This is a genomic window from Vreelandella arctica, assembly GCF_037070215.1.
GTDB classification, from domain to species: domain Bacteria; phylum Pseudomonadota; class Gammaproteobacteria; order Pseudomonadales; family Halomonadaceae; genus Vreelandella; species Vreelandella arctica.
The window spans coordinates 57,760-82,301 of sequence record NZ_JBANSN010000017.1 but is presented as its reverse complement, the minus strand read 5'-3'; the positions used below and the strand labels follow the sequence as shown (position 1 = coordinate 82,301).

The following is a 24,542-nucleotide window of genomic DNA, read 5'->3' as shown; positions in this document are numbered from 1 at the left end:
CGAGAAGGTCAGTTTTTCAGGTACCATTTTGGAAGCGGCGGTTGGTGTTGGTTTTTGGTGTAAGGCCCTGAAACGTTAACACTTTCAGCCGCTTTCTTTTATACCCCGTGAGAAATCCAGGCTAGGGTAACTGAAACCCTCAACAGACTAGTCTCGAAAGCTAGAACGAAAACCGTGCGGGATGAAGTTATCCCGTTTACCGCCAACGCCATATTCCATGCCATGCATTACCTGATTGAGGAGAGTAGAGTTTTTAGACCTTAAGAATTGATGCCTATTAAAAAGTATACTTTAGGCCCACAAAACCCGATAGGTAGAGAAAGAGTCTATATAAGAGTCAAAAGATGTTGCCGATAAAATTCCGAAAAGCTCAGCGTTAGTGAGGGAGGTTCGACAGACAACATTTCATGCCAGTCAATATCCTGTGCTAATGATGGTTGGCTATCGTTTGCTGATAAATCGCTTTCTTCATTTCCGCTCCTTTGATTGGCACGCGCTTTCTCCATCCGCAGGTTGAGCTTTTGGGTTTGAAGCGTAGCCTTATCTTCAGGCAAGTCATCAGCAATTCGCTGTGAATATTTTCTCAGTAGAGGCTCAGCGATGACATAAAGCCATGCGGTATCATCGGAGTTGCCCATTTTGCGTAAAATGCGCCCTAATACTTGTCGGTAATGCAATTCCGTTCTAATCCTGCTGAGATAAGCACAAACACACAACCGTTGGATGTCAGTCCCTTCAGATATCATGCTAACCGCTACAATCCAGCGCGTACTGTTATGCCGGTATTGGTCAATGAGCTGATGCGCCTTGGATGTTTGGCTGGTCACCACAACATAGCTTTCGCCCTTGAGAAGTAAAAGCTCGCCAATTTGATGAGCGTGTTCAATGTCTGTAGCCACCACTAGACCGCCAGCATTAGGCGCACTGCACCGTTCCTGGTTAAGTCGCTCTATGCCTAGATCTAACACCGCATTGAGGATGTCGTCGTGTCGCAAGAGGTCTTCATAGCTGATTGGCGACTCACCAAGCAACTGTTTAAATGAGGAAAATGCTCTTACTGATGCGGTGCTCTCTGTTTCTTCAGTCAAGCGAATCAATGGATTGTCGATTAACGTAATTCTTGGCGAGCGGCATACGCCATCATGTATAGCGCTTTGAAGGTCATACCGATAATCGCAGATCAACTTGCCTTCTGGATCGCTGTAGCGAGCTAGTGCAATAGGCAAGTCATCCGAACGCCAGGGAGTTCCTGATAGCGCTAATGTGTAAGTGGCTGAATTTTGGATACGTTGAATTATATGCTGGCCCCACGTATTGCTGAGTAGCGGGTCATGGCCTGCGCAGTGATGCATTTCATCGAAAATGGTCAATATGCGATATTCTGTGAATAACGTCCAAAAATCCTCAGGATGGTACTCCATGGATTGGTAAGTGTAGGCAGCCCCTACCGACGCAAGCGTATCGCCAAAACGCTGATTCAACACGACAGAAAAGGTTCGCTGTATGCCAGCCACCACTTCTCTAGTTGGCGCAAAACAGATAACAAAATCAACGCGACCTTCTTCAAGGAGCCAACGGGAAATTTCTGCCGCTAACCGGGTTTTTCCGCTCGCAGGCGTTGCTTGCACGAAAAAGTCGATATGACGTAAATAGTGGGTCTTTGCCAGCTCTAAGCATTCTGCTTGCCATCTACGCAGTTGCGTGCTCATGTACACACCAGTCGATGCAGCGATTTTTCTAATGCACGGACACGGCCCATTAAACGCGCACTCCGGTCATAAGCGTCACGATGATCAACAATGATATCCGGCTTAAGCTCAGGATACTCATCCATAAGCTCTCGGAATGCTTCGACTTCACCCAGCGTAGAAAGAAATTCACTTTGCGTTTCCTTTAGCTCTTTCTCCAAAGCTAAGTGGCTAGCAGCCTTTTTAGCATTGATGCCCTGTTCACAACCGTCTTGCTCCTTTCGGATGATGGCCTCTTTTTCTGTTTCGTTGTCAGCTTGCGGCACGAGCCGCTGATGCCATCCTTCAAAGCTCTCGTCCTCTATACATATCCCGGCTCCACTTATTGAAGGCAAGGAATGATAGAGTTGGTCGCGTTTGCGCTTTTCACTGTCTTTCTCCACCAAACCGGCGTTGATTAGCTTCTTGATTCTTTCGTAGATAAATCGCCGCAGAGCAGGGCGGTGTTTTGACGGTATGCCATTTTGGTCTGCGTACTGGTCACGGAGGCTGCGTATAGTGAATCGAGCATTTTCGGGCGCTACAAGAAGCTCAAAAAGGCGCTTATCAATCGAAGTAAGAGGAGCCGACATGACCATCACCTTAGGGGAGAAAAAATGAAATGCGGATTATAGTCCGTGGATAGATAGGCCGCAACGAAGGATAGTCCGCCTCAAAAGGAAATGAGGCGGTTATGGAAGGGCTAGCAGAGGCATTAGGAAAAAAAATCAGGAAAACACGGGAGCAAAAAGGTTTAACACAAGATAACGTCGCCCTAGCGTCACGTATCGATCGCAGCTATATGGGGAGGATCGAGCGGGGGGAGGTCAATATCACCGTAGAAAAGCTATATGAGATTGCTGAAGTGCTCGGCTGCGAGCCTGCTTCCCTTTTGCCTCCAAAAGCAACTTCATAATCGAACGGTAATAAGAAGCATATTGCCGAGCGTAGCCTGTGGTGCTCATGATCATGTCGTTTAATCCTCACTTAAACGATGATCATGCCAAATCTCCCTTGCACATAGCATCGAGATACTTACGGAGTTCACACATTACACTCGGGTCACCTTATAGCAGAAACCCTATTTGCTCGGCATAGGAGGAAGGCGACGACGTCGTCCTACCATCTATTTCCGCTAAGTTATTGGATAGCCGCCCTCAGCCAGTAAAAGTTACTATGCTTCAGAGTTTGGAGATTTTATAGGCAAAACCACAGCTTCACTGAATCTGCAGAAGGCTTTATTAATTGCAGTCCACTTTGACATTTGAAAGGGCCGAAAAAGCAACGAAATGTAGATGTTTGATGTGACAAAACACTTTGACAATAACACCAGTTTCCATGCGCCCTAAGGATATGTCATAGGTTATGTCACAAACTGGTAAAACCAGGGGGAGCATCGTCATCAGGCCGGGCCGCGGCGTTTATTGGCTACCCTAAACGGGTGCGACGCTGGTTAACCTGGGGCATCACCTGAACGCGGGGTTGCTGTATAGTTAGGGCGTTTTAAGGCTTGAGCCGCCGCAGTAGCGGTTCATTCTGCATTTACCATGGAAAAAGCGCTTTTAAATGCCACGACGCTCCGTTTTTCATCTTTCCCGCCAGCGATGGTTGCGGCTGTTTTTCTTTCTCAATCTTACCTTGGTGGGTGTGCTCATTGCGCACCAAATTTGGTTATACGTGGCGGAGCCTGAGTTTGAGTCAGTCCATACGCTTCAGGTGGCGGATATTCGTGAGGTATTGGCGGAGCGAACCGACTACCGCTTTGCGGTGGTGGGTAATATCAATAACTCGGTGAGCGTCTTTCAAGATGAAATTGTGCCGCTCATCAACCAGGGCGGCATCGATTTTCTTATCTCGGCGGGTAACGCCGTTAATGGCGGGCGACAAGAGAGCTATCAGGCGATCTATCACAGTTTGGAACAGCTCAATGTGCCTTACTTGCTAACCTATGGTGATAACGAAGACAGTGACTTTGGTAGTTACCTGTTTTATGAATATTTTGGCCCGCATTTCTACTCCTTCGTTGCGGGCGATAGCCACTTCATCTTCCTGGACGGTACGGGCAAGTCGTCCACCTCTTGGCAACTTGATTGGCTTTCCAGGGAGCTGGCTGCCTCTGAGGCGCAGCATCGGTTTTTGTTTATTGGTTTGCCGCTGCACAACGTCGTGAGCGACGCGCCGCTGTTTGAAGCCGACAACTATCTCAATGACCCTCGGCTGGCCGAGGGTATTATGGCGCTGGCGGAGGAGTATGATGTTGATACGGTGTTCTCCGCTAACCTAACGCTCTTTTCAGAGCAGACGATTAATGGGGTGGATTACGTCACCACGGGCGGTGCGGGCGGTATTCTGATTGATGCCGACAGCAGCTTTCATCACTACGTCATCGTCGACGTAGAAGGTGAGAATGTCGCCATTGCACCGGTGCGTTTAAATGTGGATAGCCCCGGTTGGTGGCGGGTAGTGAGTAGCGTTGGATCAACGGTTTACGCCTTCTTTTACGTCAGCTATACCCGCTTTTTACTGATTGTTGGCTTGCTGACGCTGTTAGCGCTGCGTTTATATCGGCTGATTTTTGAAGACCGCCATTATTATCCCGATTTTGATATTGATCCAACGCCTTTCCTGGGTAAGTCACTTCGAGTGGCGATGGTATCCAATAATTACTTTCCGTTTGTGTCAGGCGTATCGGTGTCGGTGGACCGCTTGCGCAATGGTTTACGCGATTTAGGGCACTCAATTCAACTGCTAGTGCCCCGTTATCGTGACGCATGGCAGGACGATAAAGCGATCAAACGTATCCCGACCTTGATGGCGTTTGGTGAGAAGAGGGAGTTTCGCTTAACCAACCCGTTCAGTGTGCGCTTTCGCCGCTGCCTGCGTGCCTTTAAGCCCGATTTGATTCATGTTCACCATCCTTTCTGGCTTGGTTCCATGGGGCTATTTATGGGGCGTCGGCTTAAGGTGCCGGTGGTCTACACCTATCACACCCGCCTGGAACACTATGCCCACTTTGTACCGTTACCCGGTGCGCTTTTTCGGAATTTGATCTCGCATTACCTGATTAAGCACTTTTCTAACCGCTGCCAAGGGGTGATCGTGCCTACTTACTCCGCAGAGGAGTACCTCCGCATGATTGGGGTTAAAACGCCCTCGCTGGTGCAACCAACGGGAATTGATGTGGAGCGTTTCGCGCATGTCGAGGTGGGGGAGTTGGAAGCGCTGCGTGAGCGGCTGGCTATCGATCCCGCGCGCAAAATATTAATTAGCGTCTCGCGGATTAGCAAAGAGAAAAATATTGGCTTTATGTTGGAAGCGCTCGCCGAGCTGCAGAATCAGGGACACGAGGATTTTCATCTGCTGCTCATCGGTGATGGGCCAGATCGTGAGGCCATTCAACACCAAATCGATACCTTAGAACTGGCTGCACGGGTAACGTTAGTGGGCGCGGTGCCGCCTGATCAAATGGCGCTTTATTATCACCTAGGCGATATATTTGTGTTCGCTTCTACATCGGAAACCCAGGGGATGGTGATTCTTGAGGCGATGTCGGCGGGCTTGCCCGTGGTGGCGGTGCGCTCAAGCGGTATTGATGATGTGGTGCGCCAGGGGGTAAACGGCTTCAAGACGCCGCAAAATCGTCAGGCGTGGGGACAAAAAGTCATCGAGCTAAAAGATAACGCAGAGCTTCGCCAGCAGTTGGGTAAACAGGCCAGCCACTTTGCTGAAGAGTTTGATATTGCCAACTTTGCCACCGCGGTAGCCACCTTTTACGCCGAAGTGCTTGCGAAATATCACTCCCCTTCACGCTGAGGTCGTTTTTTGGCTGCTTGGCGCCGGTTGGCATCGTGACGCTGACTGGTATAGTACTTAAGCCCGACAAGCAGGCCAACGCCAGCGGCAAGCCCTGCGCCTGCCAACACGAGTTCTTTTGTGGAGGCCGCAGTGAACAGGGCGCCTAACTGGCTACCCAAAAGAATCACCGCTGCGAGTCCCGGCACAATACCGAGGGTGGAGCCGATCATATAATCGCGGAACTTAAGGTGAAAAGCGCCCGCTAGCATATTCGTCAGCGTGAACGGGGCGAGAGGCAACAGGTTAATGACCGTCATGGTGCGAATGCCACGTTTGGACAAATAGCCCGAAAGGCCACGCAAATGACGGCCGCCATAGTGCATCAGCGCCTCTCGACCTAGCCAGTGCCCCACCCAATAAGACACCACCGATGAGGTCAATGTACCGAGCGTGGCGTACGCCAGCCCCCATACTGGGCCAAACAGTAAGCCTGTCACCACCACCAGTAGGCTAAGCGGAAACATCACCAGCAGCGCGCCAGCGTAAACGGACATCACCGCCGCAAACATCCAGGGCGCGTTACGCCATTGGCGGATGGTGTCGATCAGCTCACTCAGGCGCGCCTGGGTTAGTAGGTCATAGCGCTGTAGCAAATGCCACATAGCGCCTAACAGCACGACGGCTACCACCAGGCCAACGCCCTTGCTCAATGTTCGCGACATGCCCACTCCCATCGACTAAAAAAGCGCTAGCATACGCTAGCCGTGCGATGGGATGAAGGCGCTTTTTAGGCGAACGATTAGTTGTTGAGTTCTGCTTCAATCACCGGCCAAGCGGGCTCACCGTCGGTGGTGGTCACGTCAGCCAGCATGGCTTCAATGCGCTCGGGGTGCTCATTGATCCATTGCTCGGCGACCTCAGCAAGATCGCGCTCTTCCTGACCAAATGCCTGAATCATCCAGCTTTGCTCTTCGGCGGAGAAGGTGAATTGCTCAAAGAACGCCACGACGTTGGGATTAGCGTCAGCATAGTCACTGCGAAGAAGCGTCAATACCTCGCTTTCACCATTGTTCTCGCCGAACAGATCTTCTGGATCTTCCAGGTAGCGCATCGGCAGTTCAAGGTTCATCCAGTGAGGCGTCCAGCCTACCCAGACAATCGGCTCTTCCCGGGAAATCGCATTGCGTGCGGCGGAAAGCATGGCGACTTCGCTGGTGTCGACCAATTGCCAATCGCCGAGTCCCCAGGTGTCGTTATCAATGGCGTTGTTAAGAATCTCGCTGGCCGCTGAACCGGCACCAAAACCATGAATCTCGCCATCCAACTGGTCGCGGTAGTCATCAAGGTCGGCAAAGCTTTGCAGGCCGTCATCAAAGAGGTATTCGGGAACCGCCAGAGTCATTTGTGCGCCATCGACATTGTTCGCCACATCAATGAGTACGCCCGATTCTTTGCGGGGATTGAACATCTCGCGTTGGGCAGGCAGCCAAGCACCCAGAAAGACGTCTATATCGCCGCTTTCAATGCCCTGATAAATCACCTGCAGGCCGATTTCCTGGACGCTGGTCTCGTAGCCGAGCGGATTCAATAGCTGCTCAGCAATAGCAGTTTTAACCGTAATACCGGGCCAAGAGGGTACGCCGAAATCGAGGGTTTGATCATCGGCTTGTACGGTCGTGGCCAATAGTGCAGTGGTGGCAAGGGCAATGCCCGAGGCGAGAGGTTTAAAATGTGTCATACGATCTCCTTGCTAGGGGTTCTTGTCAGATAAGTGTTCTTGTCAGATAAACGCTGTTGCTAGATAGGTGCTTAAACTCGAAAGCCGCTAAACGTTGCGGGCTAGCACGCGAAGGCGTGAGGCCAGCATGTCGCGGTCTAGATAGGTGCCTTGTAAATGGCGAGCGCCACTATTGGGGTCGAATTCGCGCCGTCCGTGCAGTACGCGACGGTTATCAAATGCAATCATCTGCCCAGGGTGGAGGGTGAACTCCAGCTGGTGCGCTTCGCTGTGAAATAACTTCCACAATAGAGCATAGGCGCTATACCAAGCATCCATCTGCTCAACCGGTAAATGAAGCGCGTCGCGAATCCAGTTGTTCAAGCGCATCTCGACCAGGTTACCTGCACTGTCCAGTGTGACCACCGGCGCGCGCATGGAAATATCGTGGCTTTCATCCTGGAAGCGAAAGTCGATGGGCGTTTCGCTGAGTATGGCGAGCGCTTTTGGATCTTGCTGGCGTAGCGCTTCTACCACGCGGGCACCATCAGCAAACAGCGATTCACCACCGCTGGCTTCGTTTTGCAGGCAGTAGAGCAACTGAATATCGGGCGGTTGTTGCCAGTTGGGCAAATCAACATGCAGCGGCAATCCTACCGCGGTATACGCCGCATTATTGGGGTTGGGCTTAGAGCGCACATCAAAACGGGCACCAAAATTGGTGGCGCGCAGTGGGCCAATACGCTCAGCCAGCCGGCTTACTTCTTCTTCTACCAAAGGGCCGTCGGTGATCAGCGCCAAGCCATCGCGCAGCATAGCGGTTAACCAGGCTTTTTCGCCTTGGGGCGTGAGGAAGTCGCTATGGTTGATGCGCTCGGGCGCGAAGTTATTTACCCACGGTTTGGCGTTGGGGACGGCTGAGGCAAGGGTCGCTTCTGGGCGACGCTGATAAAGCCAGCCGCTGTGAAACGTACTAACGTGGCCGTCCTGCCAGTTCAAATGCAGATGGCCATCCAGTAGCGCCACGGTTGGCGGCTCGGAAATCGCTTCAAGCGGCAGGTAGAGCCGTTCACGGGTTTGCGGATGACGACAGGCTGGGCAGGCACAGTGATCGCGCAGCCAGAGTAGGGGCAGGGTGGTTTGCTGGCCATCTTGCCACTCAAGGGCAATACCTTGTTGGGTGAGCATGGCCTGTGTGAGGGCGGGGCCGGTTTGATAAGGGGTTAATTCGCCCATGTCTGGGGCTTGAGGGTTGTTTGTCGTTGGTATCGTTGCCGTTTGTACTGCGCTATTCATGATGACTCCGAATCGCTCCCTTTGCGGCAGAGCCAGATGGCTGTGCGTTAGGGGTGTGCTTAAGTGTTAACCAGGATGAGGAGTAGCAGCGCCAGTGACAAACGATTAATCTGACCCCTAAGACATCATTTTATTTATAGGTCTCTTTTTCATGAGTCAGTTACCGCCATTGCTATGGCTGCAAGCCTTTGAATCCGCAGCGCGTACATTAAGCTTTACCGCTGCAGGCAATGAGCTTGGAGTAACCCAGGCGGCGATCAGTCAGCGCGTTCGGTTGCTGGAAGACCGTGTCGGGCAGAAGCTGTTTGTGCGCCATGCCCGCAGTTTAACGTTAACCCCAGCGGGGCAAGCGTGGCTGCCGAGTATTCATGACGCCTTTGTCCGAATCAGCGAAGGAACCTTGGAAGTTTTTGGTAGCACAACCGAGCAACCGGTCACACTGCGTGCCACGCCTGCCATTCAGCAGTCGTGGCTGGCGCCGCGTCTGATTGCCTTCCACCGCGCTCACCCGCAGGTGGCGATTCGTTTGGTCAGCGCTATCTGGCCTGATGACTTTGGTCCTGAAGGGGCTGATATCGAGATTCGCTATGGCAAAGGGGAGTGGACCGGCGTTGAAATGCAGCCGCTAGGGGAAGAGCATCTGCTGCCGGTGTGCTCCCTGGCCTTGGCAGAGACACTTTCTGCGCCGAGTGACCTGGCCGGACATACGCTGCTGCACGCCGTGGGTTTTGGGGTGGGGTGGCCGGGCTGGTTACAGGAAGCGGGTGCTGCCCATGTAGAGGCGCAGTGTTGGTCGCTCACCTGCGATAACCAAGTCATGACGTTGGCACTTGCCAGCCAAGGTGGCGGCATTGCGCTTACTCACCGGCGTTTAATGGAGCAACGTGGCGATTTAGTGGCGCCTTTTGATATTAGTGTGCCTAGCGACGAGCGCTTTTGGCTGGTACGGCCAAGCCGCCGCCACGTTAGCGATGAAGCAGGGTTGGTCTGGCAGTGGCTGTGCAACTCGATGGGATGAAGAGCATATCGGCGCGACTGCCCGCTGGCTTAACCGGTGAATGCGTGAAAAGTATGTGAATAAAACAGAGCACACTCGCATAATTCGATTTAATCGAATACAAGTCGGAAAACGTTGCGCTTTTGCTTATCGGAAAGCGTCGTAGAATAGCTTCCAACTCATTAACCTAATGATCTTTGGAGCTTACAATGACGACGCGTGCCCTGGTAATCACCTCTTCTATCCTGGCGGAAAACGGCCAATCCAATGCGCTGGCTAATCGTTTTATCGAGCAAGCTAACGCTCGCGATGGTATCGATGTCACCCAACGTGATGTGGTGAAAAATACACTGCCTCACCTGGATATCAGCGAGCTGGGCGCCTGGCAAGTGGCGGCTGCAGAACGCAGCGCCGAGCAACACGAGTTGGCTGCTCATTCGGAAACGCTGCTGGCAGAGTTGCGTGCTAATGATGTGCTGGTGATTGCGGTGCCGATGTATAACCTGGGTATTCCTTCGCAGTTGAAAGCATGGTTTGACCGTGTGCTGCGGGCTGGAGAAACATTCCGTTATACCGAAAACGGCCCTCAAGGTTTGGTAGAAGGCAAGCGGGCGATTATTCTGGCAGCCCGTGGCGGCCAGTACGCAGGGACCGAAATGGATAGCCAAACGCCGCACCTCAAAGCCATGCTCGGCTTGATGGGGATTAAAGATACCCAGGTGGTCTATGCTGAAGGTTTGAACATGGGTGAGCAGCATCGCGACGCTGCGCTCAAAGAAGCTTTTCAGGCGATTGACCAATTGGTTGAGGGGCTTTAAGCCTCCTCTTGCGTTAGAAGGAATTCCACATGCCCCGGCCGGAATTACTCGAGCAGATCTACACCATTGTCGATCAAATTCCGCCGGGCCGAGTGACCACCTATGGCCGCATTGCAGCCATGACCGAAGGCGCTACGCCGCGCATGGTGGGGTCGGCTATGCGCCACCTACCGGATGGCCATCAGTTGCCCTGGCATCGCGTGATTGCAGCATCCTTAAAGCTTGCCGACCATGGTGGCGCCGAGCGCCAGCACCGCAAGTTACGCGATGAGGGGGTGCTGTTCGATGCCAAAGGCCGCGTACCCGCGCATCTTGTCTGGCCTGATTGAGCTATATAACTCCTCTAGTACAACACGCATTTAGAAACAACAACGCCGCCCATTGGGCGGCGTTGTTGTATTCATGATTCCCTTCACTCTTCCAGGTTAGCACCCGATTTCCACGACCAGTCGCGCCAGCGTAGATCAAACAGATCCTTGCGGCGGTCTTTCAAGTTGGTCACTGAGCCTTCGGCACGCACTACCGTCAAACGGGTCAAGTCCAAGTCCGAGAAAAAGATCATCTCGGTATTCGGCGTGGTTTCCGCCAGCACCGCATCGTGGGGGAAGGCGAAATCAGAAGGTGAGAACACCGCGGATTGCGCGTACTGGATATCCAGGTTTTCAATCGAGGGCAAGTTGCCGACGCTGCCGCACAGCACTACGTAGCACTCGTTTTCAATTGCCCGCGCCTGGGCGCAGTGGCGCACGCGCAGATAGCCGTTTTTGGTATCGGTCCAGAAGGGTACGAACAGGATGTCCATGTCCTGGTCGGCCAGCAGGCGACCAAGCTCTGGGAATTCCACGTCGTAGCAGATCAGGATGCCCACGCGCCCAGCGTCGGTATCGAACACCTGCAGCTCATCACCACCCTCAATGACCCAATCGCGGCGCTCTTGAGGTGTTATGTGCAACTTGGCCTGGCGCTCAACGCTGCCGTCGCGGTGGAATAGGTACGCGATGTTGTAGAGGCGGTCATCCTCACCGACCTCAATCATCGAACCACCCACAATGTTGATGTTGTAGGAGACCGCCATGCGCGAGAGTTCCGCTTTAAAGCGCTCGGTGAAACCCGCCAAAAAGCGAATGGCGCCCATTTGATCCTGCTGGGCGGCGCGGTCTTGAAGGCCCATCAAGGGCGCATAAAACAGTTCTGGGAATACCGCAAAATCGCTCTGGTAGTCAGACAGCGCATCAACAAAGTACTCAATCTGCTGAAGCGCGGCTTCCACCGAGGAGAACTCACGCATTTGCCACTGCACAGCACCTACACGTACTTGGGTAGGCTTGTTGTCGAGCACGCTGGCAGCAGGCTCAAACAAAATATTGTTCCACTCTAGCAGAGTGGCGTAACCCCGCGACTGCTCATCTTCCGGCAGGTACTTACGCAGCAGGCGCTTGACCTGGAAGTCATTAGCCTGCTGGAAAGAGAGAATCGGATCGTAAATCTCTTTGCGCGAGACTTTATCAATGTACTGAGCGGGCGTGAGTTCATCAGCGTGCTGGTGATACTCGGGAATACGCCCACCGGCCAGTATTGCGCGCAGGTTCATCGAGCGGCACAACTCTTTACGCGCTTCGTAAAGGCGGCGGCCCAAGCGATAACCACGGTAGTCCGGGTGAATCAGCACATCCAAGCCGTACATGGCGTCGCCATCCTCATCATTGAGGATGATCTCGCGGTGGCCGATCAGGTCATCGTACTTATGCGGGTTGGAAAATTCGTCGTAATCCACCTGCACGGTGAGCGCCACGCCCACTAACAGTCCATCGTCCTCAATGGCGATTTGACCATCAGGGAATTCCTGAATTAATTTGTCGATCGTGCGCTTCGGCCAAGCTCCACCGATATCGTGATAGACAGCGTCCATCAATGCCTTGAGCTGATCGTAGTCATCGCTCATTAGGTTGCGCAGATTAAGATGCAGTTCTTCCAGGGACATATCAGGGCTTCCCAACGTCAGAAGTAAACGCCCATTCTAGCATTATTGGGCGTTGCTCGGCTTATCTGGTGTTAACTCGCGGGTTAACGGCCGTGTTAGTGTTTGCGCCATGATCACCCCGGCAAGGATGAGTAGCCCACCTGCAAAGTGGAAACCAGCCACTCGCTCGCCTAAAAAGATCATGGCAATGACTGCGCTAAATAGCGGCATCAGGTTGATAAAAATACTCGATTGATTGGCACCGATTTGACGCACCGCCCGCATCCATAGAAACGTGGTGATGACTGAGGCGGGAATGCCTGCATAGAGAATCAGCCCGATATTCTGCCCATCAATCGGCGTCATTGGCCCCATTAAATAGGGCGGCAACAAGAACAGGACGGCAAAGCAAACTTGAGCATAGAGCATCACCCAAGGCGGTAAGTTCATTGACCAGCGCTTGAGCATCACGCCATATAGCGCGTAGCAGGTTGCTGCGACCACCATCAGCGCATCGCCCAGGGCGACCTGGAGTTGCAGTAGCGAAAGCGGATTGCCACGCCCTAGCAATACGGTGACGCCCACAAACGCCAGCACCCCGCCCAAAACACCGCCTAAGGTCGGTGGTTCGCGGAGAATAAGCGCGCTAAGTAGCACCGTTAGCAACGGCACCATGGCGGCAAGAATGCCCATATTGGTGGCGGTGGTGGTTTCTGCCGCCACATAGGCAAGCCCCTGCCATAGGCCCATGCCGAGTAACCCGAGTAGCGCAAGCTTCGGCCATTGGCGACGAATCTCGTCACGGTGACGCAACACCGCAGGCAGCACAAAAGGTGTCATCACCGCGAGTGCTAATAACCAGCGTAAAAAGGCGATACTACTGGGCGCAATGGCGCCTACGCTAAGCTGATTAATGGTCATATTGCCCGACCATATCAATACAGTGGCGAGCGGCGGCAAAAAGTAAATCAAGGGCATAGCAACTGTTCCTTATCGTTAGCCGGGTAATGTGACGCGGATTCGCGCGCTGGGCAAGCGGTTGGCAAAAGATCGAGGGGCTAGATTGAAGGACTAGATCTAAGGGCTATACGTGATGCTCAGGATGTCATACGCTTGTTTGAATTTGCCTTGCAACGCTACTAATAAGATTCAGGAGACCCGTGATGACCCAGACGCCCGCCTATCCGCATCTTTTCCGACCGCTAACGATTGGTCATTTGACGCTGCCTAACCGCGTCTTAATGGGCTCGATGCACACCAATTTGGAAGAGGCGCCGAATGGCTTTGAACGGCTAGCCGCTTTCTATGCCGAGCGGGCGCGGGAGGGGGTTAGCCTGATTGTCACTGGCGGTATCGCCCCCAATGCAGAAGGCGCGGTTTTTCAGGGGGCCAATGCGCTTGTTGACGAAGCGCAACTGCCGGAGCACCGCCAAGTGGTTGATGCGGTGCACGCTGAAGGCGGCCACCTGTGTATGCAGATTCTGCACGCCGGACGCTACGCCTACTCACCGGATCTCGTAGCACCTTCGGCGATACAGGCCCCGATCAATCCGTTTATGCCACGGGCGCTAAGTAGCGACGAGGTGGAGCAGCAAATTGCCGACTACGTGCGCTGCGCGAGTCTGGCCCAGCAGGCAGGCTATGACGGCGTGGAGGTGATGGGGTCTGAAGGCTATCTGATTAATCAGTTTATTTGCCGACGCACCAATCAGCGCGAGGACGAGTGGGGTGGGGCGTTTGAAAACCGCATGCGCTTTGCCGTGGAGATTGTGCGTCGTGTACGCGAGGCGGTAGGTGAACGTTTCGTGATTATTTTCCGCCTCTCGATGATTGATCTGGTCGAAGAGGGCAGTACCTGGGAAGAGGTGGTTACCCTTGGGCAAGCGATTGAAGCTGCTGGTGCTAATGTCATTAATACCGGCATCGGTTGGCACGAAGCGCGGGTGCCCACGATTGTGACCAGCGTGCCACGAGCGGCCTTTACCGAGGTGACTAAGCGCATCAAGTCGGCGCTCTCGATTCCATTGATCACCACTAACCGCATCAACATGCCCGAGGTCGCCGAGCGGGTGCTGGCAGAGGGCCACGCCGACATGGTTTCCATGGCGCGGCCTTTTCTGGCTGATCCCGCCTGGGTGCGTAAAGCCCAGGAAGGTTTAGCAGACGAGATCAATACCTGCATCGCCTGTAACCAAGCCTGCCTGGATCACACCTTTGCCGGCAAGCTGACCTCCTGTTTGGTTAATCCTCGCGCCTGTCATGAAACTGAGCTGGTAATAGAGCCTGCGCAAACGAGTAAAAGAGTCGCGGTGGTTGGCGGCGGTCCGGCGGGGCTGGCAACGGCTGTGACGGCCGCTAGCCGGGGGCATAACGTGGTGCTGTTTGAACAGCGCAGTGAACTCGGCGGGCAGTTTAACTACGCGCGGAGAATCCCCGGTAAGGAGGAGTTCAACGAAACCTTGCGCTACTACCGCGTAATGCTAGAGAAGTATTCGGTAGAGGTGCGCTTGAACACCACGGCAACCGCAGAAACGCTTGCCGATTTTGATGAAGTGGTGCTATCCACCGGCGTTCGACCCCGCGAACTAAGCCTGCCGGGCCACGACCATTCAAAGGTACTGAGCTACGCCGAGGCGATTGAGTCGCCCGAGAGGGTCGGGCGTAAAGTAGCCGTGATCGGCGCGGGGGGAATTGGGTTTGATGTCTCTGAGCTGCTGGCACACCAAGGACACCCCGCGTTGGATATTGCTGACTGGTGCGACGAATGGGGCGTTGATTTAGCAGTGGGCGAACGCGGCGGTTTAAAAACACCGACACCGCCAGACGTTCCCCGCGAGATCGTGATGCTGCAGCGTAAAAGCTCCAAACCGGGTAAAAACCTGGGTAAAACCACGGGCTGGGTGCACCGCGCCTCGCTTAAAGCCCGTGGGGTCACCACGCTAACGGGCTGCGAGTACCTGAAAATCGACGACCAAGGGCTGCATATTCGCCTCGAGGGCGTTGACCAAGTGTTGGCGGTAGACAGCGTGGTGGTGTGCGCCGGGCAAGAGTCGGTGCGGGAGTTACTGGCGCCGCTGGAGCAGGCAAAAGTAGCGGTGCACATTATTGGCGGTGCCGATGAAGCCAGCGAACTGGATGCCAAACGGGCGATTGAGCAGGGCACACGTCTGGCCGCTATCCTGTAATCGGGTCAAAACTTTCACTAGGTGTGAGGGCAGGTTGAAGAGAGGGTCTTTCGCCATGGCCGGAAAATGTTCCTGACAATGACGGCATTTCCGCCATCCATGGCGGTCAGATGGCGAAAGTAGCGCCCATGGATGGGTTTACAGCGCCGTCTCGGAAGCATGCTCTCGACACCGATGTATTTGATATAGTTCTAGACAAGCTAGTAGAGCGGGTGACGTTTACCCATTAATGGCGATAGACTGAATGTCCTGTTATTAAGGGATTTCTTGGCCTGGCTATTAAGCATAGCTAGGCATTAAAGGCACTGGTGGCACCCAGCCTGTGCCGTAAGATCGCCAGATATAAGGACAACTGTCATGACCTCGGAGTGTAGCCCGCGTTTTTTAGCCAGTGATAACACCTCCGGTATTTGCCCGGAGGCGATGGAATATCTATTAGAAGCCAACCGCAGCGATGATTTGGCTTACGGTAACGATACCTGGACGGCCCGTGCCGCAGATCGCTTCCGCGAAATGTTTGACTATGACTGTGACGTCTTCTTCGTTTTCAACGGCACCGCTGCTAACTCACTGGCCCTTTCAGCGATGGGACGTAGCTACCACAGCGTTATTTGTCATGAGCTGGCGCATATCGAAACCGACGAGTGTGGTGGCCCGGAGTTCTTCTCCAACGGCGCAAAACTGCTGACCTCACCCGGCGCCAATGGCAAGCTTACCCCGGAAGGTATCGAGGCGCTGGTCACCAAGCGCAGCGATATTCACTACCCCAAACCCAAAGTGGTCTCGCTGACCCAAGCGACCGAAGTGGGCACGCTTTATTCCCGCGAAGAGCTGATGGCGATTCGCGCCATTGCTGATAAACATGACCTGCGGTTGCATATGGACGGTGCCCGCTTTGCCAACGCCTGTGCAAGTCTAAATGCCACCCCTGCCGAACTGACCTGGCAGGTGGGCGTGGATGCGCTGTGTTTTTCAGGTACCAAGAACGGTCTAGCGTTTGGCGAAGCGATCCTGTTTTTTAACCGTGAGTTAGCCGAAGATTTCTCCTACCGCTGCAAGCAGGCAGGCCAGCTGGCATCGAAAATGCGCTTTATCTCAGCGCCGTGGTTAGGGTTGTTAGAAAGCGGCGCCTGGTTAACCAATGCCCAACACGCCAATGCCATGGCGAGCTACCTCTCAGAAGGCCTGCAGGCGTTGCCGGGTGTCTCTCTTATGTTCCCTACCCAGGCCAACAGCGTTTTCGTTGAATTGCCACTCCCGGCAATTGAAGCGTTGAAAGCCAAAGGCTGGACCTTCTATACCTTTATTGGCGCTGGCGGTGCCCGATTTGTATGTGCCTGGAACACCACCGTTGAATTACTTGATGAGTTATTAGCGGATATTCGTGCCGTGCTTGAGCGTTAAGCGCGAAAACAGCACCTCTTTTGCCGCTGTTTAGTACCTGCCATCTAGTTACGCCGTTGCCCTGGCAGCGGCGTAACTGCTCTAGTGCACTCCCTTTCGTCGCCCGTTGCTTTATTTAACGCAACTAATCCCCTGAATAATTCTCTTAACTGTATCGCCGCTGCGTTGAAGGTTTTAGTCATCACTTTTTGCTAATGCTGACTACGCTAAAAAAAGCGACACCTCGTTTGGCACACCGTTGCGAAACACTTGGCTTGGCGGTGACTGCCTGGGGTTAGGCCACAGGAGAGTTCCATGAGTATCTTTGATCACGTTCAAGACCGATTTGCCCGCGTTCAGCAAGAAGACATGAGCCTTGAGGAGTACTTGGCGCTTTGTCGCCGTGACTCGAAGGTTTATGCCAGCGCCGCCGAGCGCATGCTGGAAGCCATAGGCGAGCCTGAAGTGATCGACACGGCGAAAGACCCGCGTCTGTCACGCATTTTTTCCAACAAAGTGATTCGCCGCTACCCTGCCTTTGCAGAGTTCCACGGTATGGAGGAGGCTATCGAGCAAATCGTTGCCTATTTCCGCCATGCTGCCCAAGGGCTTGAAGAGCGCAAGCAGATCCTCTACCTGCTGGGGCCAGTGGGTGGCGGTAAGTCATCACTGGCAGAGCGCTTGAAGTTACTGATGGAACGCATCCCGTTCTATGCCATTAAGGGCTCGCCAGTTTACGAGTCGCCACTTGGTTTATTCTCTCCCGAGGAGGATGGCGAGCTGTTAGAGAAAGAGTACGGTATTCCTCAGCGTTATCTGCGCAGCGTGATGTCGCCCTGGGCGGCGAAGCGGCTCAAAGAGTATGGCGGTGATATTTCCCAGTTTAGGGTGGTGCGTTTGTACCCCTCACGGTTGAATCAAATTGCCATTTCGAAAACCGAGCCGGGCGATGAGAATAACCAGGATATCTCCTCGCTGGTGGGTAAGGTCGATATCCGCCAGTTGGAGCTTTACTCCCAGGACGACCCAGATGCCTACAGCTTCTCTGGTGGCTTATGCCGTGCCAACCAGGGGTTGATGGAGTTTGTGGAGATGTTCAAAGCGCCGATCAAGGTGCTGCATCCACTGCTCACCGCAACGCAGGAGGGCAACTACAATCCCACCGAAGGCATGGGAGCAATACCCTTTGATGGGGTGATCCTGGCGCACTCTAACGAGTCTGAATGGCAGGCGTTCCGCAACAATCGTAACAACGAGGCATTTCTTGACCGGGTCTATATCGTCAAAGTGCCTTATTGCCTGCGAGTCACCGAAGAGATCAAAATCTATCAAAAACTACTAGAGGATTCTTCACTAAATGCCGCGCCCTGCGCGCCGGATACGCTGCGCATGCTGGCGCAGTTTTCGGTGTTGTCACGGCTCAAGGCACCTGAAAACTCCAATATCTATTCCAAGATGCGCGTGTACGACGGTGAAAACCTGAAAGACACCGATCCGCGTGCCAAGTCGATTCAGGAGTATCGCGACGCGGCTGGCGTTGACGAAGGCATGCAAGGGCTCTCCACTCGTTTCGCCTTCAAGATTCTTTCTAAGGTATTCAACTTTGATAGCACCGAAGTGGCTGCCAACCCGGTGCATCTACTTTATGTGCTGGAGCAGGCACTGGAGCGTGAACAGCTGCCCTCAGAAGTCTTTGAACGCTACTTGGGTTTCATCAAAGAGTATATGGCGCCCCGCTACGTGGACTTTATTGGTAAGGAGATTCAAACCGCTTACCTCGAATCCTACAGCGAATATGGTCAAAACATTTTCGACCGCTACGTAACCTACGCTGATTTCTGGATACAGGATCAGGAATACCGTGATCATGAAACCGGCGAGCTGTTGAATCGCCAATCGCTGAACGAAGAGCTGGAGAAAATCGAGAAACCGGCAGGAATCTCCAACCCGAAAGACTTCCGCCATGAGGTGGTCAATTTTGTGCTGCGGGCACGGGCGCAAAATAACGGCATGAATCCGAGCTGGCAGTCGTATGAAAAGCTAAAAGGCGTTATCGAACACAAAATGTTCGCCAACACCGAAGAGCTACTGCCGGTGATTTCGTTCAATGCCAAGGCCTCCCGGTCAGACCAGAAGAAGCATGAAGACTTTGTGGCGCGGATGGTTGAGCGCGGCTACACCGAAAAACAGGTTCGATTACTGTCCGAGTGGTACCTGCGCGTGCGTAAGTCCCAGTAAGGGACAGATAGTTAAGGGCTGTTGTTAAAACAGTGCTTAAGAAAAGCGTCTAAGGAGGTCGTATGACCTACTTTATTGATCGAAGGCCTAACGCTAAACATAAAAGCGCGGTGAACCGTCAGCGCTTTTTAGAGCGCTATCGCAAGCATATCAAGCGTTCGGTTGAAGAGGCCGTTAATCGCCGCTCCATTACTGATATGGAGCGCGGTGAAAAAATATCTATTCCGGCGAAGGATATCTCTGAGCCAGTGTTTCAGCATGGTCCGGGCGGGGCACGCAATATCGTCTCGCCAGGCAACAAGGAGTTTGTAGCGGGCGACAAAATACGACGGCCTAGCGGGCAGGGCGGTGGCAGTGGTGCGGGAGAAGGCGGCGCCTCTAATCAGGGGGAAGGGGTGGATGAGTTCGCCTTCACCCTCAGCCGCGAGGAGTTTCTGGAATTTGTGTTTGACGGGCTTGAGTTACCCCACTTGCAGCGCAAACCATTGAAGTCGCTGGAAGAGGTCAAAATGGTGCGGGCGGGATTGTCTAAAGATGGCGTGCCTTCCCGGATCAGCATTACCCGTTCGATGCGCGAAGCCTACGCTCGGCGCATTGCCATGCGCGCGCCGATTAAACGGGCGCTTAAGGAAGCTCATGAGGCCCTGGAAGCCGAAGAGCGTAAAGACCCGGTATTGCGTAATCCGGCCCGTATTGCCGAGCTGAAAACTGAAATCGAACGCCTGGAAAAACGTATTGCTGGCGTGCCGTTCATTGATACCTATGACCTGCGCTACCACCAGTTAAGCGCCCAGCCGCAGCCTTCTAATCAAGCGGTCATGTTTTGTGTCATGGACGTTTCGGGGTCGATGACCCAGAACCATAAAGATATCGCTAAGCGCTTTTTCTTACTGTTGTACCTGTTTTTGGAGAAACACTACGAAAAAGTCGAACTGGTGTTTGTGCGTCACCACACCGCTGCTCGGGAAGTTAGCGAGGAGGAGTTTTTTTACTCACGCGAAACCGGCGGTACGATTGTTTCTAGTGCGCTGAATCTGGTCAATAAGATCATTGAAAAGCGTTATCCAGTGGGGCAGTGGAATTTATATGTGGCCCAAGCCTCCGATGGCGATAATTGGGATGACGACTCGAATATTTGCCGCGACTTGCTGATCAAACAGCTAATGCCACAGTTGCAATACTACGCTTACGTTGAGATTACGCCTCACGACCATCAATCGCTGTGGCATGAGTATGCAAGTGTGGTCAAAGAATTTCCCGAACGCTTTGCCATGCGGCAAATTATAGAGGCGGGCGATATTTATCCGGTCTTTCGCGAACTGTTCAAGCGTCGCTTAAGTCAGTCTTAGTGACCGTGTATAGAGGCTAGTGACCGTATGACCGTGTAATAGAGGAGTGGGCTATGAGTGCGACCCGCAAGCGCAAGCCGATTGCCACCGGCTCCGATTGGAACTTCAACCTGCTGGAGCGCTTCGATGCGGAGCTGGCAAGGCTCGCTGATGAGTATCGTCTGGATACTTATCCCAATCAGATAGAAGTGATCACCACGGAGCAAATGATGGATGCCTACGCCAGCGTGGGCATGCCGGTGGGCTACCACCACTGGTCATTCGGAAAGCAGTTTCTAGCCGTTGAAGGGGCTTACAAGCGTGGCCAGATGGGCCTGGCTTATGAGCTGGTCATTAACTCTGACCCTTGTATTGCCTACTTAATGGAAGAGAACACGCTGATGATGCAGGTGTTGGTGATGGCCCACGCCTGCTACGGTCATAACTCCTTTTTTAAAGGTAACTACCTGTTCCGTACTTGGACGGATGCCTCTTCTATTGTCGATTACTTGGTGTTTGCACGTAAGTATATCGCCCAGTGCGAAGAGCGCCACGGCGTGCAGGCTGTCGAGCAGCTGCTGGATGCTTGCCATGCGCTGCAAAACTACGGTGTTGACCGCTACAAACGCCCCTCACCGATTTCTGCAGAAGAGGAAGCGAAGCGCCAGGATGAGCGGGAAGCCTATCTACAAACCCAGGTTAATATGCTCTGGCGAACCATTCCCGAACCACCCACTGGGGAGTCTTCGCTGCCGGGTAGTTTGCACAATGCCAATGGCGATGACCCGTTAGGCTTACATAGCGGCGGGCTTTACCCTTCAGAGCCGCAGGAAAATCTGCTCTACTTTATTGAGAAAAACGCCCCGTTGCTGGCGCCTTGGCAGCGTGAGATTGTGCGAATTGTGCGCAAGCTGGCGCAGTATTTTTATCCCCAGCGGCAAACGCAGGTGATGAATGAGGGCTGGGCGTGCTTCTGGCACTACACGTTAATGAATCGACTCTACGACGACGGCAATGTCGATGAAGGGCTGATGCTGGAGTTTTTGCAGTCTCACGCCGCTGTAATTAATCAGCCACCCTTTGATAGCCCTCACTTTAGTGGGATTAACCCTTATGCGCTTGGTTTCGCGATTTTTATGGATATCAAGCGCATCTGCGAAAACCCTACCGACGAGGATCGTGAGTGGTTTCCAGATGTGGCGGGCACACCGTGGCGGGAAACGGTGGAGTTTGCGATGCGCAACTTTAAGGACGAGTCTTTTATTCAGCAGTTTCTGTCGCCGAAGGTGATGCGCGACCATAAGCTGTTTTTAGTGGTGGATGATGATCAGTTAGAGGCCCTTGAAGTAGCGGCGATACATAACGAACAGGGCTATCGTCAGGTTCGTGAAGCGCTCGCGACGCAGTATGCGCTCTCTGTTCGCGAGCCCAATATTCAAGTGGTCGAGGCAGCGATTCGTGGGGACCGCTCTTTGACGCTTCATCACGTGCAGGATAATCGCCGCCCGCTGGGGCGCAGCGTTTATCCGGTCATTCGCCATTTACAGCAGCTATGGGGTTTCCCCGTACATCTGGTCTCAATGGAGGAGGGGCAAGTGACGCGACGTTTTCACTGGCCGGTTGAAGATGACAACCATGCTTCTTAATGCGTAAGCCAGCTTTTTAAAGTAGCCTTTAAAAAACGACTACCCCGCGCAAAGCGCGGGGTAGTCATTAGTACAGCAGTATCCGCGTTAAACGGCAGCTGTTTAGGCTTGTGCAGTCCAAGACTGACACCAGCCCGCAGGCTCAACACTGTTCTCAGGAAACAACTGGCAACCTTGTGTCTCTGCATTGAAGAACATGCAGTTATCGCAGCGCTCGCCCTCTTCATAAGCAGGGTGATCGCTTGCTTCACTGGCGTCTTCGACGTAGTTAAGCGCTTGAGCGTTGCTTGAGGAAGGATCAAGACGCGGCAGCTCTTGAGCGAAAGCAGTCTTGGAAAGAATACCTGCACCCAGCGGAAGGGCAGCTAGCCCTAACATGCTGTTGCGCATGAAGTCACGACGGCTCTTATTAGCCATGATTTCTCCTTATCGTCACGGTCTGACGTTTGGTCACGGTTGTCGGGTGGTGATCCACCTCTATTAGTGCTCCGAATAAACTTATAAGTCGGAGTTCTCTTTTACATGCTAGCGGATGTGCAAAGCTTGTGCGAATGCCTTGAGATGTACAGCGACAATTGGTCACGCTGTTGCTGGGTGCTGCGCTCGCTTCCTAGTCGCTGCTATACTCTGCGCAGCTTAAAGACGACATTTTGTTGCCATTATTTTCTCTTGAGGGGCACGCTATGCAAAACGCAGTCATTTTAATCAATACCGATAAAGGCCAAGTGAAAGCCGTGGCCGAACGCTTAGCTGATGTAGAAGGCATTAGTGAAGTTTATTCTACCTGTGGCCGCTACGACTTGGTGGCGATTGCCCGTACTCGCGATTTTGAAAGCTTGGCTGAGCTGGTAACGGAGCGCTTAAATGCCGTAGAAGGTATCAGCGATACAGAAACCCTGAATGCTATGCAGGTGCACTCTCGCCACGATCTTGAAACGATGTTTTCACTAGGCTGGTAATTGGGACCGCTTTTATCGCCACGGTGGTAGTAGCTTTAAGCGAAATAAAACGATAGGCGCACGTCAGCGCTAACCAGGGAGTAAGAGTGTTGGGAACATCGCTTTCGAGCTGGCGTCGGCAGGGTCGACGCTTGGGTATTGCCGTACTGTTTGTTGCCGTTGGTACGGGGCTGTGGGAATTCCAAGAGCGCCAGCATAAAGATGCTTATACGTGGATGGGAGTGCCTACCTGGGAGGAGTTTCGTCCCACTACGATTCACCGAGTACTACGTAACGATGGCTATTTAGTTGGCTGGTCTGATGTGCGGGTTAATCCGCTCTGGGTAAGCTATCAGGTAGAAGCGGTAGACGATTCAAGCATTGGTTCCCGGCCAAATTTTCAAGCCGATTGGCGCACACTGTGGCCGGTAGGCACGGATAGCTACGCAGGCAGTGGTTACGACCGAGGCCATCTGGCGCCCAATTATGCGATTGCTGCCGTGCACGGACGCAGCGCTCAAGTCGATACTTTCTTGATGAGCAATATGACGCCGCAACGACCTCAGTTGAATCGTCAGCTGTGGCAGCGTTTAGAAGCGGCGGTGATGGATCACTTTGCGCCACGCTTTGATCGTTTGCAGGTGATCACAGGACCCATATACCCCGAACGCTTTATGGATAACGTGTTTAATCGGGTAGGGCTGGTCGAAGTGCCCTCGGCATTTTATAAAATTATTGTCGCGCCACACAACGAAGCACCGTTAGCGCTGGCGTTTATTATGCCGCAGGATGTCCGCGGAAATGAGCCGCTGGATGATTACTTGGTAACGATTGATGACGTAGAAGCGCGGACGGGGCTTAACTTCTTCCCAGAGTTAACGACCGAAGTAGAGTCAGTGCTGGAGGGAGAGTTGCGTATACAAGGATGGGCACTTGAAGAAGTGGCACGACGCCCAGGGCGTTTTCAGTAAAGAGGAGGTGCTTTTAGAAAGGTACGGTACTTGAGAAAGGTGCGGTGCTTTAAGAAAAGCGAGTAAAACGGAGAGGATTAAAAGAGAAAAACTAATAATGATGCGGACTGGCCCATGTAACTCATGGTGCCCAGGAGAGGACTTGAACCTCCACGTCCATACGGACACTAGCACCTGAAGCTAGCGCGTCTACCAATTCCGCCACCTGGGCGCATCATCTAACGCTTAAATTATCTACTATCGTTTGTGCTCATATGGTGCCCAGGAGAGGACTTGAACCTCCACGTCCATACAGACACTAGCACCTGAAGCTAGCGCGTCTACCAATTCCGCCACCTGGGCGAACACAAACTTGTTGCTACTTACGTTGACTGGCTTATTGCCTGTACTTGCTTAGCACTGAACTGCGTATACAAAAAGATAGTATAAAAGCAGTTTGGTGCCCAGAAGAGGACTTGAACCTCCACGTCCATACGGACACTAGCACCTGAAGCTAGCGCGTCTACCAATTCCGCCATCTGGGCAAGTGGCGCGTATAATACC

20 protein-coding genes and 3 tRNA genes are annotated in these 24,542 nt (G+C 53.2%); 12 read left to right on the top strand and 11 right to left on the bottom strand.

What is annotated here, in order from left to right; genetic code table 11:
* Window positions 1-326: 326 nt before the first annotated feature.
* Complete coding sequence (locus tag V8L70_RS15240; protein ID WP_336270011.1) at window positions 327-1,709, bottom strand: DEAD/DEAH box helicase; 1,383 nt, start codon at window positions 1,707-1,709, stop codon at window positions 327-329.
* Window positions 1,706-2,320 carry a hypothetical protein gene (locus V8L70_RS15235; RefSeq protein WP_336270010.1) on the bottom strand — a complete coding sequence of 205 codons (615 nt, stop codon included), beginning with the start codon at window positions 2,318-2,320 and terminating at the stop codon, window positions 1,706-1,708. Before V8L70_RS15235 ends, V8L70_RS15240 begins: the two co-directional genes overlap by 4 nt.
* 101 nt (window positions 2,321-2,421) lie before the next feature.
* On the opposite strand from V8L70_RS15235, the gene V8L70_RS15230 reads away from it, so the two are divergent.
* Window positions 2,422-2,643 carry a helix-turn-helix domain-containing protein gene (locus V8L70_RS15230; protein WP_336270009.1) on the top strand — a complete coding sequence of 74 codons (222 nt, stop codon included), beginning with the start codon at window positions 2,422-2,424 and terminating at the stop codon, window positions 2,641-2,643.
* Between the two features lie 650 nt (window positions 2,644-3,293).
* Window positions 3,294-5,540 (top strand): glycosyltransferase, encoded by a 2,247-nt coding sequence (locus V8L70_RS15225; RefSeq protein ID WP_336270008.1) that lies wholly within the window; start codon window positions 3,294-3,296, stop codon window positions 5,538-5,540.
* On the opposite strand, the gene V8L70_RS15220 is transcribed toward V8L70_RS15225, so the two are convergent.
* The 3 genes from V8L70_RS15220 to V8L70_RS15210 all read right to left on the bottom strand — a co-directional run bounded on the left by V8L70_RS15220 (window position 5,522) and on the right by V8L70_RS15210 (window position 8,535).
* Complete coding sequence (locus V8L70_RS15220) at window positions 5,522-6,244, bottom strand: TVP38/TMEM64 family protein (protein WP_336270006.1); 723 nt, start codon at window positions 6,242-6,244, stop codon at window positions 5,522-5,524. The two genes, V8L70_RS15225 and V8L70_RS15220, sit on opposite strands and share 19 nt — an antisense overlap.
* A gap of 77 nt (window positions 6,245-6,321) precedes the next feature.
* Window positions 6,322-7,260: an ABC transporter substrate-binding protein gene (locus V8L70_RS15215; RefSeq protein ID WP_336270005.1), complete on the bottom strand. Its 939-nt coding sequence runs from the start codon at window positions 7,258-7,260 to the stop codon at window positions 6,322-6,324.
* A gap of 87 nt (window positions 7,261-7,347) precedes the next feature.
* Window positions 7,348-8,535, bottom strand: a complete 1,188-nt coding sequence (locus tag V8L70_RS15210; protein ID WP_336270004.1) for a TauD/TfdA family dioxygenase — start codon at window positions 8,533-8,535, stop codon at window positions 7,348-7,350.
* A gap of 151 nt (window positions 8,536-8,686) precedes the next feature.
* Here V8L70_RS15210 and V8L70_RS15205 point away from each other — a divergent pair, with 151 nt between their 5' ends.
* The 3 genes from V8L70_RS15205 to V8L70_RS15195 all read left to right on the top strand — a co-directional run bounded on the left by V8L70_RS15205 (window position 8,687) and on the right by V8L70_RS15195 (window position 10,679).
* Window positions 8,687-9,553 (top strand): LysR substrate-binding domain-containing protein, encoded by an 867-nt coding sequence (locus tag V8L70_RS15205; protein ID WP_176302021.1) that lies wholly within the window; start codon window positions 8,687-8,689, stop codon window positions 9,551-9,553.
* Between the two features lie 188 nt (window positions 9,554-9,741).
* On the top strand, window positions 9,742-10,350 hold the full coding sequence (locus V8L70_RS15200) for an FMN-dependent NADH-azoreductase (protein ID WP_336270003.1): 609 nt from the start codon (window positions 9,742-9,744) through the stop codon (window positions 10,348-10,350).
* Window positions 10,351-10,379: 29 nt separating this feature from the next.
* The gene (locus V8L70_RS15195) at window positions 10,380-10,679 is read left to right on the top strand and encodes an MGMT family protein (protein ID WP_176302023.1); all 300 of its coding nucleotides are present in this window, start codon (window positions 10,380-10,382) and stop codon (window positions 10,677-10,679) included.
* Window positions 10,680-10,762: 83 nt separating this feature from the next.
* Here the strand turns inward: V8L70_RS15195 and V8L70_RS15190 are convergent, their stop codons facing one another.
* Window positions 10,763-12,331: a bifunctional GNAT family N-acetyltransferase/carbon-nitrogen hydrolase family protein gene (locus V8L70_RS15190; RefSeq protein ID WP_035565024.1), complete on the bottom strand. Its 1,569-nt coding sequence runs from the start codon at window positions 12,329-12,331 to the stop codon at window positions 10,763-10,765.
* Between the two features lie 42 nt (window positions 12,332-12,373).
* Window positions 12,374-13,288 (bottom strand): DMT family transporter, encoded by a 915-nt coding sequence (locus V8L70_RS15185; protein ID WP_101147800.1) that lies wholly within the window; start codon window positions 13,286-13,288, stop codon window positions 12,374-12,376.
* Window positions 13,289-13,473: 185 nt separating this feature from the next.
* Here V8L70_RS15185 and V8L70_RS15180 point away from each other — a divergent pair, with 185 nt between their 5' ends.
* The 5 genes from V8L70_RS15180 (at window position 13,474) to V8L70_RS15160 (ending at window position 22,090) form a co-directional block, all read left to right on the top strand.
* Complete coding sequence (locus V8L70_RS15180; RefSeq protein ID WP_101147801.1) at window positions 13,474-15,495, top strand: NADPH-dependent 2,4-dienoyl-CoA reductase; 2,022 nt, start codon at window positions 13,474-13,476, stop codon at window positions 15,493-15,495.
* Window positions 15,496-15,852: 357 nt separating this feature from the next.
* Window positions 15,853-16,899, top strand: a complete 1,047-nt coding sequence (locus V8L70_RS15175) for a threonine aldolase family protein (RefSeq protein WP_008958970.1) — start codon at window positions 15,853-15,855, stop codon at window positions 16,897-16,899.
* Between the two features lie 294 nt (window positions 16,900-17,193).
* A complete protein-coding gene (locus V8L70_RS15170) occupies window positions 17,194-19,116 on the top strand; it encodes a PrkA family serine protein kinase (protein ID WP_035565019.1) in 1,923 nt (640 codons plus the stop codon).
* A 62-nt stretch (window positions 19,117-19,178) separates the two neighbouring features.
* Window positions 19,179-20,465, top strand: coding sequence for a YeaH/YhbH family protein (locus tag V8L70_RS15165; RefSeq protein ID WP_101147802.1), 1,287 nt, complete (start codon window positions 19,179-19,181; stop codon window positions 20,463-20,465).
* Window positions 20,466-20,518: 53 nt separating this feature from the next.
* Entirely contained in the window at window positions 20,519-22,090 is a 1,572-nt protein-coding gene (locus V8L70_RS15160; protein ID WP_336269999.1) for a SpoVR family protein, read from the top strand.
* Between the two features lie 102 nt (window positions 22,091-22,192).
* Here V8L70_RS15160 and V8L70_RS15155 read toward each other — a convergent pair whose 3' ends face one another.
* On the bottom strand, window positions 22,193-22,507 hold the full coding sequence (locus V8L70_RS15155) for a high-potential iron-sulfur protein (RefSeq protein WP_008958974.1): 315 nt from the start codon (window positions 22,505-22,507) through the stop codon (window positions 22,193-22,195).
* Between the two features lie 266 nt (window positions 22,508-22,773).
* On the opposite strand from V8L70_RS15155, the gene V8L70_RS15150 reads away from it, so the two are divergent.
* Entirely contained in the window at window positions 22,774-23,049 is a 276-nt protein-coding gene (locus V8L70_RS15150) for an Lrp/AsnC family transcriptional regulator (RefSeq protein ID WP_008958975.1), read from the top strand.
* Between the two features lie 89 nt (window positions 23,050-23,138).
* The gene (locus V8L70_RS15145) at window positions 23,139-23,999 is read left to right on the top strand and encodes a DNA/RNA non-specific endonuclease (RefSeq protein WP_101147909.1); all 861 of its coding nucleotides are present in this window, start codon (window positions 23,139-23,141) and stop codon (window positions 23,997-23,999) included.
* 124 nt (window positions 24,000-24,123) lie between these two features.
* On the opposite strand, the gene V8L70_RS15140 is transcribed toward V8L70_RS15145, so the two are convergent.
* The 3 genes from V8L70_RS15140 to V8L70_RS15130 form a co-directional block, all read right to left on the bottom strand.
* Window positions 24,124-24,210 (bottom strand) — tRNA-Leu (locus V8L70_RS15140).
* Window positions 24,211-24,254: 44 nt separating this feature from the next.
* A tRNA-Leu gene (locus tag V8L70_RS15135) sits at window positions 24,255-24,341 on the bottom strand.
* Window positions 24,342-24,436: 95 nt separating this feature from the next.
* Window positions 24,437-24,523, bottom strand: a tRNA-Leu gene (locus V8L70_RS15130).
* Window positions 24,524-24,542: the final 19 nt, after the last annotated feature.

Coding starts and splice junctions, on each gene's coding strand:
- V8L70_RS15240 (WP_336270011.1), bottom strand. CDS start 1,709: ATGAGCACGCAACTGCGTAGATGGCAAGCAGAATGCTTAGAGCTGGCA.
- V8L70_RS15235 (WP_336270010.1), bottom strand. CDS start 2,320: ATGTCGGCTCCTCTTACTTCGATTGATAAGCGCCTTTTTGAGCTTCTT.
- V8L70_RS15230 (WP_336270009.1), top strand. CDS start 2,422: ATGGAAGGGCTAGCAGAGGCATTAGGAAAAAAAATCAGGAAAACACGG.
- V8L70_RS15225 (WP_336270008.1), top strand. CDS start 3,294: ATGCCACGACGCTCCGTTTTTCATCTTTCCCGCCAGCGATGGTTGCGG.
- V8L70_RS15220 (WP_336270006.1), bottom strand. CDS start 6,244: ATGTCGCGAACATTGAGCAAGGGCGTTGGCCTGGTGGTAGCCGTCGTG.
- V8L70_RS15215 (WP_336270005.1), bottom strand. CDS start 7,260: ATGACACATTTTAAACCTCTCGCCTCGGGCATTGCCCTTGCCACCACT.
- V8L70_RS15210 (WP_336270004.1), bottom strand. CDS start 8,535: ATGAATAGCGCAGTACAAACGGCAACGATACCAACGACAAACAACCCT.
- V8L70_RS15205 (WP_176302021.1), top strand. CDS start 8,687: ATGAGTCAGTTACCGCCATTGCTATGGCTGCAAGCCTTTGAATCCGCA.
- V8L70_RS15200 (WP_336270003.1), top strand. CDS start 9,742: ATGACGACGCGTGCCCTGGTAATCACCTCTTCTATCCTGGCGGAAAAC.
- V8L70_RS15195 (WP_176302023.1), top strand. CDS start 10,380: ATGCCCCGGCCGGAATTACTCGAGCAGATCTACACCATTGTCGATCAA.
- V8L70_RS15190 (WP_035565024.1), bottom strand. CDS start 12,331: ATGTCCCTGGAAGAACTGCATCTTAATCTGCGCAACCTAATGAGCGAT.
- V8L70_RS15185 (WP_101147800.1), bottom strand. CDS start 13,288: ATGCCCTTGATTTACTTTTTGCCGCCGCTCGCCACTGTATTGATATGG.
- V8L70_RS15180 (WP_101147801.1), top strand. CDS start 13,474: ATGACCCAGACGCCCGCCTATCCGCATCTTTTCCGACCGCTAACGATT.
- V8L70_RS15175 (WP_008958970.1), top strand. CDS start 15,853: ATGACCTCGGAGTGTAGCCCGCGTTTTTTAGCCAGTGATAACACCTCC.
- V8L70_RS15170 (WP_035565019.1), top strand. CDS start 17,194: ATGAGTATCTTTGATCACGTTCAAGACCGATTTGCCCGCGTTCAGCAA.
- V8L70_RS15165 (WP_101147802.1), top strand. CDS start 19,179: ATGACCTACTTTATTGATCGAAGGCCTAACGCTAAACATAAAAGCGCG.
- V8L70_RS15160 (WP_336269999.1), top strand. CDS start 20,519: ATGAGTGCGACCCGCAAGCGCAAGCCGATTGCCACCGGCTCCGATTGG.
- V8L70_RS15155 (WP_008958974.1), bottom strand. CDS start 22,507: ATGGCTAATAAGAGCCGTCGTGACTTCATGCGCAACAGCATGTTAGGG.
- V8L70_RS15150 (WP_008958975.1), top strand. CDS start 22,774: ATGCAAAACGCAGTCATTTTAATCAATACCGATAAAGGCCAAGTGAAA.